The sequence below is a fragment of the Rhodanobacter sp. AS-Z3 genome, assembly GCF_029224025.1.
In the GTDB taxonomy this organism is placed as follows: Bacteria; Pseudomonadota; Gammaproteobacteria; order Xanthomonadales; family Rhodanobacteraceae; genus Rhodanobacter.
The window spans coordinates 2,013,683-2,030,018 of the sequence record NZ_CP119392.1 but is presented as its reverse complement, the minus strand read 5'-3'; the positions used below and the strand labels follow the sequence as shown (position 1 = coordinate 2,030,018).

Below are 16,336 nucleotides of genomic sequence, written 5' to 3'. Positions count from 1 at the left end.
CGGGTCTTAAACGACCTTGAGTTGCGGATGGGCCAGCCGGGCGTGCAAGTCGTGCTCGCTGGCGGACTCGACCACCACCTCGACAAACTGACCCGGTCGCAGCGACTGGCCATCGGCGATCAGCACCGTGCCATCGATCTCCGGCGCATCGGCGGCAGAGCGTGCGATGGCGCCGTCGACGCCTGCTTCATCAACCAGCACCTTGATCGTGCGGCCAATCTTGCGCTGCAATTTAGCTGCTGAAATTTCCGCCTGCACGGCCATGAATTGTTCCAGCCGGTCTTCCTTCAACTCCTCGGAAACCGGGTTCGGCAGCTCATTCGCTTTTGCGCCATCCACCGGCGAATAGGCGAACGCACCGACGCGGTCCAGCTCGGCTTCACGCAGGAAGTCCAGCAGCTCTTCAAATTCGGCATCCGTCTCGCCGGGAAAGCCGACGATGAAGGTGCTGCGGATGGTCAGATCCGGCACCTGTTTGCGCCAGTTCTGGATGCGCTCCAGCGTCTTGTCGATATTGCCCGGGCGCTTCATCAACTTGAGGATGCGCGGACTGGCATGCTGGAACGGGATGTCGAGATACGGCAGCAGCTTGCCGGCGGCCATCAGCGGCATCACCTCGTCCACGTGCGGATACGGGTAGACGTAGTGCAGGCGCGCCCACACACCGAGTTCGGACAAGCCTTCGCACAACTCGGTCATGCGCGTGCGGTAGCTCTTGCCACGCCATTCGCGTTCGGCATATTTCAGGTCCACACCGTAAGCGCTGGTGTCCTGCGAAATCACCAGCAGCTCCTTCACGCCGCCCTTGACCAGACGCTCGGCTTCCAGCAACACCTCGTCGACCGGACGCGAAACCAGGTTGCCGCGCATCGACGGAATGATGCAGAAGCTGCAGCGGTGATTGCAGCCCTCGGAAATCTTCAGATAGGCATAGTGTTTCGGGGTCAACTTGACGCCGATATCCGGCACGATGTCGATGAACTTGTTGCGTTGGGGCGGCAGCAACGTGTGCACCGCCGTCATCACGCTGGCGTAATCCTGCGGACCACTCACCGACAATACGTCCGGATACGCTTCGCGGATCAGCGCCTCACGCTTGCCCAGACAGCCGGTGACAATCACCTTGCCGTTCTCGTTGAGCGCGGTGCCGATCGAGTCCAGTGATTCCTGCACCGCCGAATCAATGAAGCCGCAGGTGTTGACCACCACCGCGTCGGCCTCGTTGTAGCTGGGCACGATCTGGTAACCCTCGACCTTGAGCTGGGTGAGGATGCGCTCGGAATCGACCAGCGCCTTGGGGCAGCCGAGACTGACGAAACCGATCTTGTGGGCGGGAGTGGACATGGTGCAGGCTGCCGGGGTCAGGTGGGTAAACGGTTGATTATAGAGGAACATCGACACGCCGGATTGGCACACCGTGCGACCCGTGCCTGCCGTCGTGGATCAACCGGCCTGTTCGCGACCCGGCCCACTGCCTAGAATCAACCGTTTCGCACAGGAGTTACGTCATGGGCCAGTCCATCAACATCCCCACCTCCGGCACCCAATGCATCGGCGCCTACCTGGCCCAGCCGGCGGGCAAGTCGAAGGGTGGCATCGTGGTGATTCAGGAAATCTTCGGCGTCACCGAGCACATCCGCAACGTGGCCGACCGCTTTGCCGAACAGGGCTATACCGCGATTGCGCCCGCCTTCTTCGATCATCTGGAAAGCGGCGTGGAGCTGCCATACGACCTGGTCGGCGTGAATCGTGGCAAACAACTCGTGGCCGAATTGGGCCTGGAACGTGCATTGGAAGACGTGGCCAGTGCTGCCGAGTCGATCAGTTCAGCCGGAAAGATCGGCACCGTCGGTTACTGCTGGGGCGGCACCGTGGCCCTGCTCGCCGCACTGCGCCTTGGGCTGCCGTCGGTGAGCTATTACGGCGCACGCAACCTGCCGTTCCTGCACGAGATACCGAAGGCCCCGGTGATGTTCCACTTCGGCGAAAAGGATCACAGCATCACGCCCGAAGCGGTAGCGAAGCATCGTGAGGCGATGCCGCAGATGGATACCTTCAGCTATCCCGCCGACCACGCGTTCAACCGCGATGGTGGCCCGAGCTACGAAGAGGCCAGCGCGAAACTCGCACTGCAACGCACGTTGGGCTTCTTCGACAAATATCTGGCCGGCGCATGAGCGAGGCCAGCTTCACCCTCGACGCACGACTGGCCGCCGATACGCAACCGGTGACTTCCCTGCCGCTGTGCGACGTGCTGCTGATGAACGATGCCCGCTATCCATGGCTGATTCTGGTGCCGCGGCGCACGGGTCTGGTCGAGATCAGCGACATGGACGCGACGGACCAAACCCTGCTGTGGCAGGAGGCCAACCACGCCAGCGCAGCCCTTCGCGCAGCCGTTCCATTCGACAAGCTCAACCTCGGTGCACTGGGCAATATCGTGCGGCAACTGCACGTGCATCTGGTGGGGCGTCGCGAAGGTGATGCCGCGTGGCCAGGTCCGGTGTGGGGCAACGGCCGCGCCCAGGTTTACGACGACAGCGCGGGTGAAAAGTTGATCACAACACTGCGCCAGTCGCTCGGCAACTGAGCAGACACTCAAATAAAGAAGGGCTGCAGTTTGCGCTGCAGCCCTTCTTCGGTTTTGACGACTAACCGAGCCAACTCACTGCCGGTCAGTGATCAGCCCTCAGTACTGCTGTTGCTGCTGCTGGGAAGGATCAAAGCCGCCACTGCTGGCCGACTTGCCCTTCTGTTCGTCGGGCAACTGCGACGGCGCGTGATGATCCTCAAGCGCGCGTGCCTTGGTTTCGACCGGATTGATCTTGGTCAACGCACCCTTGTTGTCGTAGAACACGGTGAAGCCGTAATCCATCTGCATGCGGGCCATGTACTGCAGATGCACCTTGCGGATCTTGGAATCATCGCTGGGCATCAGCAGTACTGTCTTCGGCAATTTGCCCTGATCCTTCAGATAGGCAAAGTGACTGCCCACATCCAGCGCCGAAAGTACCGCGCCATCGACCAGGAACTGGCCATCCTTGTAGGACTTCAGGGTGGCGTCGAACTGGCCTGTCATCGAGGCCGTGCTCACCTCATCTTTCGTGTTGCCGGTATGGCAGCCGGCAAGCGCAAGCAGGCTGCCCAGCATGAGTGCGGCCGTGGCTCGCTTCAGCATCGTGGGAAAATGAATCATGCAGGTCTCCTGGCAAACAATACGAATGACGCAATCAGTCGAAGTGTAACGCGGATCGACACGGCGGCACGGACAGGTATCGCCCGGTCAAACCGCCCATTCAGGTGCGCGGCAAGGTCACGCCCTGCTGGCCCTGATACTTGCCACCACGATCCTTGTAGCTGGTTTCACATTCCTCGTCGGATTCGAGGAACAGCATCTGCGCCACGCCTTCATTGGCGTAGATTTTTGCGGGTAGCGGGGTGGTGTTGGAGAACTCCAGCGTCACATGACCTTCCCATTCCGGCTCCAGCGGCGTGACGTTGACGATGATGCCGCAGCGAGCATACGTGCTCTTGCCCAGGCAGATCGTCAGCACCTTGCGCGGAATGCGGAAGTACTCGACCGTGCGCGCCAACGCGAACGAGTTCGGCGGAATGATGCAGACGTCCGCCTCGACATCCACGAAACTCGACGGATCGAACGACTTCGGATCGACGATGGTGGAATTGATGTTGGTGAAGATCTTGAATTCGCGCGCGCAACGCACGTCGTAGCCGTAGCTCGATGTACCGTAGGAAATCAGCTTGTTGCCATCGCGCAGCTTCACCTGGCCCGGCTCGAACGGTTCGATCATGCCGTGGCTTTCGGCCATGCGACGAATCCACTTGTCGGGTTTGATGCTCACGCTGTCTCCGGTCATTGGCAGAAAGGCCCGGATCAACCGGGCACAAGACGGCAAAAATACACGGTCAGGGCATCGTGGCGCCAGCCAGGCGTCTCAAGACGCTGGAAATGCCTCGATCAGCACCCCAAACACGGCCTGCAACTCCGCACAGCGTTCGGCGCTCTGCAGTATCTGCATCGGCGAACAACCCGCTCCCGGAAGCGCCACCGACAATGGCTGCGCGGTAAGCAACTGCGCGGACATGGTGGTCAGGATTTCGGCCAGCGCCTCTTGTGCGTGGTACGAACCCCGCGCCGCGGTGTTCAGCAACAACACCGGTTTGCCCGGAAAGTCGGGGCTGCCGACCAGCCAGTCCAGCAGATTCTTGAACGCACCCGGTACGCCATGCGCGTATTCGGGGCAGGCGATCAACAAGGCATCCGCCGAAACCACCGCTTCGCGCAACTCGGATACCAGCGGCGGCAGGGGATCGACGTCTGCGTCCGGATTGAACAACGGCAGCTCGCCAAGATCCCGGTAAAGCAAAAGCTCCAGCGTCGACGGTGCGAGTCGGTACGCCGCTTCAAGCGCGGCCGAGTTCGACGACACACGGCGCAGGCTGCCGGACAGGCACAACACCTGCGCCACCACCTTCATGCGGCGGGCATACCCTGCACCACGATCTTGCCCAGGCCGAGCGACTTGTTGCGTGGCTGCCGCGACAGCCGTCCAGCCGCGTTGCGGGCGATTTCGCGATAACGCATGGCCAAATCGGAATCGGGTATTGCCGCCACCGTGGGATTGCCGCTGTCGGCCTGTTCGCGGATACGGATATCCAGTGGCAACGAACCCAGATAGGCCGCGCCGTACTGGCTGGCCATCCGCTCGCCGCCGCCTTCGCCGAAGATGTTTTCCTCGTGACCGCAATTCGAACAAACGTGGGTGGCCATGTTCTCCACCACGCCGAGCACCGGCACTTCGACCTTCTCGAACATTTTCAGCGCCTTGCGCGCATCCAGCAAGGCGATGTCCTGCGGCGTGGTGACGATGATCGCGCCAGCCACCGGCACCTTCTGCGACAACGTGAGCTGGATGTCGCCGGTACCGGGGGGCAAGTCGACGATCAGATAGTCGAGCTGCTCCCAGCGCGTGTCAGTGAGCAACTGCATCATCGCCTGGGTGACCATCGGGCCGCGCCAGATCATCGGCGTGTCTTCTTCCACCAGAAAGCCGATCGACATCACCGGCATGCCGTGGGCCTGCATCGGGATGATGCTTTTGCCATCCGGCGACGCCGGCTTGCCGTGCACGCCGAGCATGGTCGGCTGGCTGGGGCCGTAGATGTCCGCATCCATCACGCCGACTTTCGCGCCCTCGGCCTGCAGTGCCAGCGCCAGATTCGCCGAAACAGTGGACTTGCCCACACCGCCCTTGCCGGAAGCCACCACGATGATGTTTTTCACGTTCGGCAGCGGCCCCAGCGTGCCTTGCACCTTGTGCACGTGGATGCGGCTGGTGATCGACACAGTGGCCGACTCGATTGCCGGATCAGCCTCGAGTGCCTGCTGCACGCGCGCCTTGAGGGCGGCGATCGCACCGGCCGCCGGATAGCCCAATTGCAGGTCCACCGACACTTTTGCGCCGTCCACGCCCACCGCACGCACGGCGTCGGCCAGCGGCGCGCCGGTATGGGTGTCGATAAGGTCACCAAGGATCTGGCGCACCAGCGCTTCGTTCGCCTGTGTCATGTCTGCTCGGGGGTTTTGCGGGGGCGCCATTATGCCAGTGACCTCAGCCAAGCCGACTGACCCAGATCAGTGGGCTCCTGGCCGAGCCGCTCGACCAGGCGGAAGGCGCAAGCATTTGCGCGATGCAGCTTGACGGCCTCCCGATTCCTCGCCAGTCTCAGCACCATACGCTTTCGTACGGGAGAAACACCATGAAGCATGCGTTTCGTTTGGCCATCGCCGCAAGCCTGCTGTTTGCCACGGGTGCCGTGCTGGCAGCCACCAACACGCCGGTAGGTACCTGGAAGACCATTGACGACGAGTCCGGCCAGGCCAAGTCGATCGTGGAGATCACCGAGAACAACGGCGAGTTGCAGGCGCATATCGTCAAGTTGCTCAACCGCAGCCCGGCCGACATCGCCCGCGACGGCGACGTGGCGATGTGCAAGAAGTGCGACGGCGAGCGCAAGGACAAGCCGGTCGAAGGCATGAACATCATGTGGGGCGTGCACGCTGATGACGACGTCTGGGATGGCGGCAAGATCCTCGACCCGAAGAGCGGCAAGATCTACAAGGTGAAACTCTCCATGCTGGACGGTGGCCAGAAGCTCAACGTTCGCGGTTACATCGGCTTTTCCTGGGTCGGCCGCTCGCAGGTGTGGGAACGCCAACCCTGAACCTCGCCCCTTCAACTCCACGAAAGCGCGCTTCGGCGCGCTTTTTCGTTGCAGCAAGGCACGCGCTCGACGCATGGCGATTTGGACGGCCATGCCATAATGCGCAGTCTTTCCGGAGTACCCGCCCACCATGAGTCGCCGCCTGCTCGTCACCAACGCCCTGCCCTATGCCAATGGCCCGCTGCACATGGGCCACCTGCTGGGCTACATCCAGGCCGACATCTGGGTGCGCGCGCAGCGAATGAGCGGCAACGAAGTGGCCTACGTCTGCGCCGATGACGCGCATGGCACGCCGATCATGCTGGCGGCCGAGAAGGCCGGCATGACGCCGGAAACCTATATCGACGGCATTCGCCAGGGCCACGAGGCCGACTTCGCCGCGTTCGGCGTGGCATTCGACCACTATCACACCACCCATTCGGATGAGAACCGCGAACTGGCAACGCTGATCTACACGCGCCTGCGCGATAGCGGCTACATCGCCAAGCGCAGCATCAAGCAGCTGTTCGATCCGGAAAAGGAAATGTTCCTGCCGGACCGCTACATCAAGGGCACGTGCCCGAAATGCAGCACGCCGGACCAATACGGCGACAACTGCGAGAACTGCGGTGCCACCTACGCACCGACCGACCTGATCAATCCCTATTCGGTGATGTCCGGCGCCACGCCGGTGCTGCGTGACTCCGAACATTACTTCTTCGAGCTGGGCAAGTTCGAGGGCCTGCTGCGCGACTGGTTCGCCGGCAAGCTGACCGGCGGCAAGCCGGTGGCCAACAGCGGCGTGGCGGCGAAGCTGCGCGAATGGCTGGATGGCGGACTGAAGGATTGGGACATCTCGCGCGACGCACCGTACTTCGGCTTTCCGATTCCCGACGCGCCAGGCAAGTTCTTCTATGTGTGGCTGGACGCGCCGGTCGGTTACCTGGCCAGCTTCAAGGCCCTGTGCGGCCAGCGCGGCATGAATTTCGACGACTTTCTCGCCGCCGACAGCAGCGCGGAAATGCATCACTTCATCGGCAAGGACATCATCAATTTCCACGGCCTGTTCTGGCCGGCGATGCTGCACGGCGCGAACTTCCGCACGCCCACCGCGCTGCACGTCAACGGCTATTTGACCGTGAACGGCGCGAAGATGTCCAAGTCGCGCGGCACCTTCATCCAGGCGCGCACTTATCTGGATTCGGGCCTGCACCCGGAATTCCTGCGCTACTACTTCGCCAGCATGCTCAACGAAACGCCGGTCGACGTCGATCTCGACCTGAAGGCGTTCGAGGAACGCGTCAACTCGCATCTGGTCGGCAAGTGGGTGAACATCGCCAGCCGCACCGCCGGCTTCGTGCAAAAGTTTTTCGATGGCCGTCTGGCCGCGCAGTTCGGTGCCGAAGAAACCGCGTTGTGGAACAGCCTGCTTGAACACTACGACGGCGTTGCCGAGCTTTATGACGCCGGTGATTTTGCCGAGATCACCCGCCGCTTCGTGCTGATGGCCGACATCGTCAATGGCCATATTGCCGCCAAGGCGCCATGGACGATGGCCAAGGACGAAAGCCGGCGCGCAGAACTGCACCAGGTCTGCTCCTTCGCGCTGAGCGCATTCCGTCTGCTGGCCGGCATGCTCAAGCCGATTCTGCCGGCCACGGTCGTCGCTGCCGAACAGTTCCTGGCTGCCCCGATTCTCGATTTCGACGACGCCCGCAGCAGTCTGCACAACCACACCATTCGTGCCTTCGAACCGCTCATGGGTCGGATCGATCCCAAGCGTATCGAAGCGATGATCGAATCCTCGAAGGATTCACTCGGCGCACCTGTCGACGCACCCAAAACTCCAAAGAAAAAGCCCATGACCGAAGATGCCAAACCCGCCGCATCGAATGCCGCACCGCAAAGCCAGGACGCCACCACCATCAGCATCGACGACTTCGCCAAACTCGACCTGCGTATCGGCAAGGTCAGCGTGTGTGAGTTCGTCGAAGGTTCCGACAAGCTGCTGCGCTTCGAGCTGGATGCCGGCCCGCTGGGCACGCGACAGATTTTCTCCGGCATTCGCGCCGCCTATGCCGAGCCGGAAAAGCTGGTCGGCCGCAACGTGGTCTTCATCGCCAACCTGGCCCCACGCAAGATGCGTTTCGGCTTGTCCGAAGGCATGATTCTGTCTGCAGGTGACGGCGGCAGCGATTTGTTCCTGCTGGATGCCGACCAGGGCGCAAAGCCCGGCGCCACGGTTCGCTAAGCGGCGCGGCGCGCGCATGTCTCGCCGTTTTGGCATCTGGCGCGGCGCCCTGCTGCTGGTCAGCGCGTGCGCGATCGCCAGCATGGCGCATGCGGACTCGGGCAACACGTGCAGCGCCGCCGCTACCGAGGCCATCCTGACTCAGATGCAGCCGCTTGCGCCGGCAAATCGAAAGGTTGATGCGAGCCGCATGATCTGCAAGGCATGGCCCGGTCAGACCGACACCTTGCTCGCTACCGTGCCGTTGATGCAGGAACTCGACGTTGTCGACGACAACACCGGCGATCTCGAAATACTGGTGCTGGATCAACCCACGCTGCAGGTTCGCCAGCGCCTGCTGCTGCCGGATCAAATGTCGGACGATGCCGTCCGCATTGATCAATTGATTTTTGACACCGCTCCCTACCAGCTCGCTGCCGGAGTGCGTGCGTTCGGGCTGCGCATCCAGCGCATCGGCAGCTCCCGGGTAAATCCGTATGGCGAAACCGAGCTGCAACTTTTCGTGATACGCCATGGGCAACTGGCACGCATTCTGGACGGCTTGCTGACGAGCCAGGATGGTGGGGAATGGGATGGTGATTGCACGGGTAACTTCCACTCGACGTCGCGCAGCCTGAGCATGCAAGCTGCGGTACATCATGGTTATCGCGACATCACGGTGAATAGCAGCAGCACTTCGTCCAACTCATCACTCGACTCGCACGGCGACTGCACCAGTGGCCCGGAAACACTCAGTCACGATCGGCAACAGCTGCAATACAACGGCACGCACTACGTGGTGCCGGCAGCGCTCAAGCTCTGACGGACAATCGTTCACTGCCGCGTATAGGTTACGAAAACGCCCACCAGGTCGCCGTTTTCCAGATAGGGCGCCATGTCCACATAGCGATAGCCGCGCGCCGCGTAGTCGGCATGCGACTTGGTCAACTGCGTCGCCATGTGCTTCTTGCGAAAACCGAAGGTGGCATCCACGAAAACAGTGATGGTTTCGGCCTGATCGGCCGGCACCGCCGCGCGCGCCGGCCCAGCCTGGGTAACCAGCATGGTGCCGGCGCCAACCAGCACGACGGTGACCAACAGCGAGGCAAGCCAGTTCGATTTCATCGTGGATACTCCTTCAACGATCAATTGCGGGACAATGGGCGTCGATTATGTCCTGTCCCGAATCCACGCATGAGTGAACCCATCGACGCCCTGACCGCTCGCATCGATGCCTTGTTGCCGCAAACGCAGTGCGCGCAATGCGGTTATCACGGCTGTCGGCCTTACGCCGAAGCGATGGCACGCGGCGAGGCCGAGATCAATCTGTGCCCGCCCGGTGGCGCCAGCGGCATCGACAAGCTCGCCAAGCTCCTGCAGCGCCCGGTGTTACCGTTGAACTCCGAGCATGGCGTGGAGCATCCACGCCTGTTGGCACGCATCATCGAAGCCGATTGCATCGGCTGCACCAAGTGCATCCAGGCCTGCCCGGTCGACGCGATCATTGGTGCATCGAAGTTGATGCACACAGTGCTGAGCGATGACTGCACCGGCTGCGAGCTGTGCGTGCCCGCCTGCCCGGTCGATTGCATCGTGCTGGAACCGATGCCGCTCGAACAGATCGACGCGGCACATGCCGATGCAGGGCGTGCGCACTTCCAGCGTCGTGAATCGCGGCTTGAACGTCAACGCGTGGAACGCGATGCCGAGCTGGCCGCGCGCAAGGCGGCGGTGGAACGTTCAGCCGGCCCGGTCAATCCGGTTTTAGCCGCGCTGGCGCGCGCCAAGGCGAAACAGCAGGACCCGCAACCATGAAACGCAGCGACGTGATCGAGCTGTTCTCGCGTCTGCGCGAACTGGACCCACATCCGACGACCGAGCTTGCCTACACCACGACCTTCGAATTGCTGGTGGCCGTGGTGCTGTCGGCGCAGGCTACCGATGTGGGCGTCAACAAGGCCACCAGGAAGCTCTACCCGGTGGCAAACACGCCGCAGTCGATGCTTGCACTGGGCGAAGAAGGCCTGAAGCGCTACATCAACACGATCGGCCTGTTCAACGCGAAAGCGAAGAACGTGATCGCGCTGTGCCAGCTGTTAATCGAACAGCACGATGGCGAAGTACCACGCACCCGCGAAGCGCTGGAAGCGCTGCCAGGCGTCGGCCGCAAGACCGCCAACGTGGTGCTCAACACCGCGTTCGGCGTAGCGACCATTGCGGTGGACACGCACATTTTTCGCGTCGCCAACCGCACCGGCCTGGCACCCGGCAAAGACGTGCGCGCGGTTGAAGACAAACTGGAAAAAGTAGTGCCGGCGGAATTCAAGCAGGACGCCCACCACTGGCTGATCCTGCACGGCCGTTATGTCTGCAAGGCGCGCAAACCGGATTGCCCGCACTGCGTGATTCGCGACCTGTGCCGTTACAAGCACAAGACGGTGGACTAGGGGGAACGGGGAACGGGGAACGGGGAACGGGGGACGGGGGACGGGGGACGGGGGACGGGGAACGGCAGCCTCGCAGCTTTCGCCTTTGTTCCCTGTTCCCACTCAAACCGGCAACTGCGCCCGTTCCAGCGCCGCAATATGGCGTTCCAGCCGCGGGCCGAGATAGCAATGCGAGCCGCAGGCCAGCAAGCCGACTTCGGCGAACGCACGCAAGTACCAGGCCGGCGATCGCGATACGAAACCATGGTGATCGCCAGCGACATCGTCGCGGCTGGTGAACACCTCGAGGAAAGCCACGCCTTCAAGCATTTCGCCAATGCCGTGAAGACCGGCGCGAATTTCCGCCGGTTTCAGGTAGTGCAACACATCGGTGCACACGACCAGATCGAAACGCTCGTCGAAGCGTAGATGTTCGAGCTGGCCGAAACGGGCGAGCCCGATGTCGCGGCTGCGACCGTAACGCGCCACCACGTACTCGCTGGCGTCCAGCCCGCGATACTCGATGCCCGGCCGCAGCGCACGCAGCGGTGCGCGCCAGGTCGCCTCGCCACAGCCCACGTCGAGCACGTTGCGGATTGGCCGACCGAGGTAATACTCGGCCTGCGCCACCACCATTGCCACCTTGCGCTTGAGCTCGGCCGGCGAAGCTACCGAATGGCGCGGGTCGCGATACCACTTGTCGAAATAGGCGCGGTCGTAGGTCTTGGGCATGGGTACAAAGGGACACTGGGCAGTGCCCATGATATCCCGCCCACACGCCGGCAACTTCGACGACGTCACCTTCTGCATGCGCCGCCGGTGCAAACATCGTCGCCCACTACCGCCACTTGCCCAAGGAGTGCCCCATGTCCATGGTCCGTTTCCGCCTGATCGGCAGCCGCGCCGACGCTGATGCCGTCATCGCAACCCTGCATGGTCTCGATCGTATCGAACATGTCGAAGAGATCGACGACCTGGTTTCCGGGATGCGTGATGATTCCAGTTCCAGCGACTCGGTCAGCGACAGCGAAGGTCATGTCTACTGCATCGAAGTGGACGCGGCGGACGACAGTCTCGCCGATGATGTCAGGATCAGCGCCGAGCAGGCCGCTGGGGAACGTGCTGCCGGCATCGAGTTTGTTGAGGAGTTCTGAACCCGCCCCGAAAATTGTCGGCCATGGGTGTCATCCGGAAGCGACCGGCTGCGTTGGTGATCAGTAGCGCTACCGCGCCTTTCGTTTCGACCGGTCAAGGTTACCCCCATGAACCCAGCTTCCACCCAGCCCAAGAGACTTCGCAGCCCGCGGCTGATTCTTCTGACCGCCGGCTTGCTGCTGGCCTGCGCGGCATCGGCACAACCGGCCGTTACGCCAACACCGGCGCCGGGTTCGACCGATGTGCGCTGGTTGCAGCGGGCGACGTTTGGCATCGACTCGGCCAGCCTGGCGAGCTACCGCCAACTGGGTCGACAACGCTGGCTCGACGCGCAACTGGCCGACCACGACGACACGCTTCCACCAGCGATCAGCGCACTGATCGCAAGCTACCCGGCAGTCAGCACGCCACCGGAGGAATTGCTGGACAAGGAGGCCGAGGCACGCCGCCAACTGAAGGCGATGCCCGATGGCGACGCCAAGGTCGCCGCGAAGAAGGATTTGCAGAAGCAGTCCCGTGAACTTGCCCAGCAGGCCCAGCAAGCGGAGTTGCTGCACGCGATCTACGGCAGCAACCCGCTGAAGGAGCAGATAGTGTGGTTCTGGCTGAATCACTTCAGTGTGTATGCCGCGAAGGGGCGAGTGCGGCTGGTCGCCGCCGACTACGAAGAGCACGTGATCAGGCCGCACGCACTGGGCAAATTCCGCGACCTGCTGCTGGCCACGCTGAAAAGCCCCGCGATGCTGGAGTTTCTCGACAATGCCAAGAATGTCAAAGGCAAGACCAACGAGAACTACGCACGCGAATTGATGGAGCTGCATACGCTCGGTGTGGGTTCCGGCTATACCCAACAGGATGTACAGCAGCTGGCACTGATCCTGACCGGTGCCGGCATCGCGCCGAAAACGCCACGTCGATTCGAGCGTGCGGGACGAGGTCGGTTCGGCCACCAGCAGGCTGCTGTCATGCGCGAGGGCTTGTTCGTTTTCAACCCGCAAAAACACGACTTCAGCGACAAGGTCCTGTTCGGTCAGCGCATTCGTGGCCGCGGCTACGAGGAAATCGAACAGGCACTGCAGTTGATCACCCGCCAACCTGCCTGTGCCCAGTTCGTCTCGCGTCAACTGGCCGAGTATTTCGTGGCTGACCAGCCGCCACCGACCCTGGTCGATGCCATGGCAAAAACCTTCAAGCAAACCGATGGCGATATCGCCGCCGTGCTGCGCACGATGTTCGATTCACCCGAACTGCTTGCCGACAACGCGAAGAAATTCAAGGACCCCACCCAGTTTCTGGTTTCCGCAATGAAGCTGACGTACGACGGCCAGCCGATCAGCAACGCCCAACCGCTGGTCAACTGGCTGAACCAGATGGGTGAGCCGGTGTTCGGCCGGATCACTCCGGATGGCTGGCCAGTGGATGGCGCCAGTTGGTCAGGCTCCGGCCAGATGGCGTCACGCTTCGAAGTGGCTCGCGCCATCGGCAGCGGCCGCAACAAGTTGTTCATGGTCGACAGCCCCGAAAACGCCGCAGCCGACACGCCGCGACAACGCCCGATTGCACCGGCGATGGATACAGCGCTTTACCACGCCGTCATCGAGCCGTATCTGTCCGAGTCCGCCAAGGTAGCACTGGGCAAGGCGGCAACCGTCGCCGAATGGAACACCTATTTGCTGTCGTCACCCGACTTCAACTACCGCTGAACTACCTGCGAGGCCGATCATGAATCGTCGCGAATTCCTGCTGACTGCCGCGGCCGCTGCGGCCACGTTGCCCGCCTTGTCGTTCAGCGGCAAGCTGTTCGCCGCACCGACCAGTTCACCGCGTTTCCTGCTGGTGTTCCTGCGCGGCGGCTACGACTGCAACAACCTGCTGGTGCCCTACGCCAGCGACTTCTACTACGAGTCACGTCCCACCTTGGCGATTGCCCGACCCGATCCCGCCAACCCGAACAGCGCGATCGCGCTGGACGCGCAGTGGGGACTGAACCCGGTGTTGCGCGATTCGCTGCTGCCGCTGTGGCAACGCAAGCAGATTGCCTTCGTGCCGTTCGCCGGCACCGATGACCTCTCACGCAGCCATTTCGAAACGCAGAACAATATCGAGGCAGGCCAACCCAGCGCGGCGCACAGCTTCCGCTCCGGCTTCCTGGCGCGACTGTCGGAACAGCTGACCGGCGTGCCGGCGATTGCCTTCACCAAGAACCTGCCGCTGAGTTTCCAGGGCGCCGGCAAGGACATTCCGAACATCTCGATGAAGGCCGAGCCGAAGGCGCGTTTCGATGCACGGCAGTCGTCGATTCTCAGTGACATGTACAAGGAAACGCCGCTGGCCGCTGCCACCGCCGACGGTCTGGCGTTGCCCGGATCAATCTCCGACGACTTGCGCAACGAGATGGTCAAGGCCAGCGGTGGCGCGCCCAGCGCGCGCAGCTTCGCCACCGAAACAAGGCGCATCGCCACCTTGATGCGCGACCAGTACCGCCTCGGCTTCGTCGACGTCGGTGGCTGGGACACCCACGTCAATCAGGGCAGTGTCTCCGGTGGTCTGGCCAATAACCTGCGCAACCTCGGCGAAGGATTGGCCGCGTACGCAGAAGCGCTGGGTGACGAGTGGAACAACACCACCGTGGTGGTGCTGTCCGAGTTTGGCCGCACCTTCCGTGAGAACGGCGACAAAGGCACCGACCATGGCCACGGCACCGTGCACTGGGTGCTGGGCGGCAAGGTCAACGGCGGCCGTATCGCCGGCGAACAGGCCAGCGTGAATGCCTCTGGGCTGCTGCAAAATCGTGACTATCCGGTGCTCAACAATTACCGGGATGTGCTTGGTGGTCTGCTCGGGCGAACGTGGGGATTGTCGGGCTCGCAATTGCAGCACGTGTTCCCGCAAGCGCAACCGAAGGACCTGCAACTGGTGTGATGCAGGCCCTTCCACTCAGCCATCGGTGCGTGGCACCAGCATGTGCTTGGCAATCAAGCCATGCATGCGACCTACGCCGCGCGCCACGTGCAAGGTGGTGAACAGCAGCACGATGCCGAACGCGCACATGCCGATCGCGTCAGCCCAGTTCGGTGCATGCGCGCCGAAGCCCCAATCCACCGTGACCTGATGGTCCACGTAAAAACCGGGCAGCCAGTCGCTGTGGAACAACAGCAGCAGCGGCGCGGCGATGAAGGTCACCGACATCGAGAGCAGGGTCACCGCGAGCGTGAAGTACACGATGCCCAGCGGCAACATCAGCCACATGTAGCAAAGCGTGGTCCACGTATGCACATCGGTGAACATGCGCCCGATGCGCTGCATCAGTGTCATGCCGGTAGTCGGGTAGACCGGCCGGCGCGGCATGCGCATGCCGAGCATGGCTTCCACGAGGCGTCCTTCCACCAGCGACAACACGCGCACACTGCCGAAGAACAGCACGATGAACGGCAGTCCGATGATCAACACCGACAAACCCACCGACAGCGACAAGCCGGTCACCACCCAGGTGAAATAGAAGATGCCGGTGGCCAGCGACAGCAGCATGTAGAACAGCGACGCATAAGTACGCGGATCGGCCGCCACACCGAAGAAACGACCTGCCAGTGAACGCCGTGGCGGCTGCGCCGGCGGACGGATCGCGCGCTGGATCTTGATCTCCTGATCCCGGTAGATCTCGGCCACCTCGTCGGGCGCGCCATAACTGCTGACCACATGTTCCAGCATGGCCGCTTCGCTGCGCTCGGGCTGTTCGGCCAGTTCCGAGCGCAGGTGTTCCTCGGCGTCGTACAACGCATCCTGAATCAGTGCCGGGTCAGCGCCGCGCAAAGCGGTGCGCAGTTGTTCAAGATAGTCGGTGATGCTGCGTGGCGCGTTCATGACACCCCTCCTTGCAAGACGTTGTCGACGGAATCGCGGGTGGCGTTCCAGGCTGCAACCCACTCGCGCAGCACTTCACGACCCGGTTTGGTGATGCGGTAGTAACGACGTGGCGGTCCACTGACGGACGGTTCGATCTCGCTGCCTAACAGGCCGGCACCTTCCAGATTGCGCAGCACCGGATACAGCGCGCTTTGCTTGCCGGCGAGCACGCCTTCGCCAACCTCTTCCAGTCGCTTGGCGATCTGGTAGCCATACATCGGCTGGCGCGACTGACCAAGCACGGCCAGCAACACCAGCGACACGGTGCCGCTGGAAAGCTCTTTCTGGAACTTCTTCAAATGGCTGGTGTTGTCATCCATCACGCTCACCTGCACTGCCGCTTAGACTGGAGTGAATCATAGTGTGAACTTGACACTAGTACATGGGCCTGAAGTCA

At 62.2% G+C, this 16,336-nt stretch carries 19 protein-coding genes; 10 read left to right on the top strand and 9 right to left on the bottom strand.

What is annotated here, in order from left to right; translation table 11 throughout:
* Window positions 1-6: 6 nt before the first annotated feature.
* Window positions 7-1,344 carry a 30S ribosomal protein S12 methylthiotransferase RimO gene (gene rimO, locus PY254_RS08865; protein ID WP_281015098.1) on the bottom strand — a complete coding sequence of 446 codons (1,338 nt, stop codon included), beginning with the start codon at window positions 1,342-1,344 and terminating at the stop codon, window positions 7-9.
* Between the two features lie 164 nt (window positions 1,345-1,508).
* On the opposite strand from rimO, the gene PY254_RS08860 reads away from it, so the two are divergent.
* Together PY254_RS08860 and PY254_RS08855 are read left to right on the top strand one after the other, a co-directional pair.
* Window positions 1,509-2,177 (top strand): dienelactone hydrolase family protein, encoded by a 669-nt coding sequence (locus PY254_RS08860; protein ID WP_281015097.1) that lies wholly within the window; start codon window positions 1,509-1,511, stop codon window positions 2,175-2,177.
* Entirely contained in the window at window positions 2,174-2,590 is a 417-nt protein-coding gene (locus PY254_RS08855) for an HIT domain-containing protein (RefSeq protein ID WP_281015096.1), read from the top strand. The genes PY254_RS08860 and PY254_RS08855 overlap by 4 nt, the downstream gene beginning before the upstream one ends.
* A gap of 99 nt (window positions 2,591-2,689) precedes the next feature.
* On the opposite strand, the gene PY254_RS08850 is transcribed toward PY254_RS08855, so the two are convergent.
* The 4 genes from PY254_RS08850 to apbC form a co-directional block, all read right to left on the bottom strand.
* The gene (locus tag PY254_RS08850) at window positions 2,690-3,196 is read right to left on the bottom strand and encodes a hypothetical protein (protein WP_281015095.1); all 507 of its coding nucleotides are present in this window, start codon (window positions 3,194-3,196) and stop codon (window positions 2,690-2,692) included.
* Between the two features lie 100 nt (window positions 3,197-3,296).
* Complete coding sequence (gene dcd, locus PY254_RS08845; RefSeq protein ID WP_099653832.1) at window positions 3,297-3,863, bottom strand: dCTP deaminase; 567 nt, start codon at window positions 3,861-3,863, stop codon at window positions 3,297-3,299.
* A gap of 93 nt (window positions 3,864-3,956) precedes the next feature.
* Window positions 3,957-4,499 carry an NADPH-dependent FMN reductase gene (locus PY254_RS08840; protein ID WP_281015094.1) on the bottom strand — a complete coding sequence of 181 codons (543 nt, stop codon included), beginning with the start codon at window positions 4,497-4,499 and terminating at the stop codon, window positions 3,957-3,959.
* Window positions 4,496-5,590 carry an iron-sulfur cluster carrier protein ApbC gene (apbC, locus tag PY254_RS08835; protein ID WP_281015090.1) on the bottom strand — a complete coding sequence of 365 codons (1,095 nt, stop codon included), beginning with the start codon at window positions 5,588-5,590 and terminating at the stop codon, window positions 4,496-4,498. Before apbC ends, PY254_RS08840 begins: the two co-directional genes overlap by 4 nt.
* Window positions 5,591-5,781: 191 nt before the next feature.
* Between apbC and PY254_RS08830 the strand changes: the two genes are divergently transcribed.
* The 3 genes from PY254_RS08830 to PY254_RS08820 all read left to right on the top strand — a co-directional run bounded on the left by PY254_RS08830 (window position 5,782) and on the right by PY254_RS08820 (window position 9,278).
* Window positions 5,782-6,246, top strand: a complete 465-nt coding sequence (locus PY254_RS08830; protein ID WP_281015089.1) for a DUF2147 domain-containing protein — start codon at window positions 5,782-5,784, stop codon at window positions 6,244-6,246.
* Window positions 6,247-6,376: 130 nt separating this feature from the next.
* Window positions 6,377-8,476, top strand: coding sequence for a methionine--tRNA ligase (gene metG / locus PY254_RS08825; protein WP_281015088.1), 2,100 nt, complete (start codon window positions 6,377-6,379; stop codon window positions 8,474-8,476).
* 16 nt (window positions 8,477-8,492) lie between these two features.
* Complete coding sequence (locus PY254_RS08820; protein ID WP_281015087.1) at window positions 8,493-9,278, top strand: PA3715 family protein; 786 nt, start codon at window positions 8,493-8,495, stop codon at window positions 9,276-9,278.
* 11 nt (window positions 9,279-9,289) lie between these two features.
* Here PY254_RS08820 and PY254_RS08815 read toward each other — a convergent pair whose 3' ends face one another.
* A complete protein-coding gene (locus PY254_RS08815; RefSeq protein ID WP_281015086.1) occupies window positions 9,290-9,580 on the bottom strand; it encodes a hypothetical protein in 291 nt (96 codons plus the stop codon).
* Between the two features lie 69 nt (window positions 9,581-9,649).
* On the opposite strand from PY254_RS08815, the gene PY254_RS08810 reads away from it, so the two are divergent.
* Entirely contained in the window at window positions 9,650-10,270 is a 621-nt protein-coding gene (locus PY254_RS08810) for an RnfABCDGE type electron transport complex subunit B (RefSeq protein ID WP_281015085.1), read from the top strand.
* On the top strand, window positions 10,267-10,902 hold the full coding sequence (gene nth, locus PY254_RS08805; protein ID WP_281015084.1) for an endonuclease III: 636 nt from the start codon (window positions 10,267-10,269) through the stop codon (window positions 10,900-10,902). Before PY254_RS08810 ends, nth begins: the two co-directional genes overlap by 4 nt.
* Window positions 10,903-11,004: 102 nt before the next feature.
* Here nth and PY254_RS08800 read toward each other — a convergent pair whose 3' ends face one another.
* Window positions 11,005-11,613, bottom strand: coding sequence for a class I SAM-dependent DNA methyltransferase (locus PY254_RS08800; protein WP_281015083.1), 609 nt, complete (start codon window positions 11,611-11,613; stop codon window positions 11,005-11,007).
* A gap of 134 nt (window positions 11,614-11,747) precedes the next feature.
* Between PY254_RS08800 and PY254_RS08795 the strand changes: the two genes are divergently transcribed.
* The 3 genes from PY254_RS08795 (at window position 11,748) to PY254_RS08785 (ending at window position 14,958) form a co-directional block, all read left to right on the top strand.
* Window positions 11,748-12,035, top strand: coding sequence for a hypothetical protein (locus PY254_RS08795; RefSeq protein ID WP_281015082.1), 288 nt, complete (start codon window positions 11,748-11,750; stop codon window positions 12,033-12,035).
* A 108-nt stretch (window positions 12,036-12,143) separates the two neighbouring features.
* Window positions 12,144-13,739, top strand: a complete 1,596-nt coding sequence (locus PY254_RS08790) for a DUF1800 domain-containing protein (protein WP_281015081.1) — start codon at window positions 12,144-12,146, stop codon at window positions 13,737-13,739.
* A gap of 19 nt (window positions 13,740-13,758) precedes the next feature.
* The gene (locus tag PY254_RS08785; protein ID WP_281015080.1) at window positions 13,759-14,958 is read left to right on the top strand and encodes a DUF1501 domain-containing protein; all 1,200 of its coding nucleotides are present in this window, start codon (window positions 13,759-13,761) and stop codon (window positions 14,956-14,958) included.
* A 15-nt stretch (window positions 14,959-14,973) separates the two neighbouring features.
* Here the strand turns inward: PY254_RS08785 and PY254_RS08780 are convergent, their stop codons facing one another.
* Window positions 14,974-15,897 (bottom strand): sensor domain-containing protein, encoded by a 924-nt coding sequence (locus PY254_RS08780; protein WP_281015079.1) that lies wholly within the window; start codon window positions 15,895-15,897, stop codon window positions 14,974-14,976.
* On the bottom strand, window positions 15,894-16,259 hold the full coding sequence (locus tag PY254_RS08775) for a PadR family transcriptional regulator (RefSeq protein WP_281015078.1): 366 nt from the start codon (window positions 16,257-16,259) through the stop codon (window positions 15,894-15,896). Before PY254_RS08775 ends, PY254_RS08780 begins: the two co-directional genes overlap by 4 nt.
* Window positions 16,260-16,336: the final 77 nt, after the last annotated feature.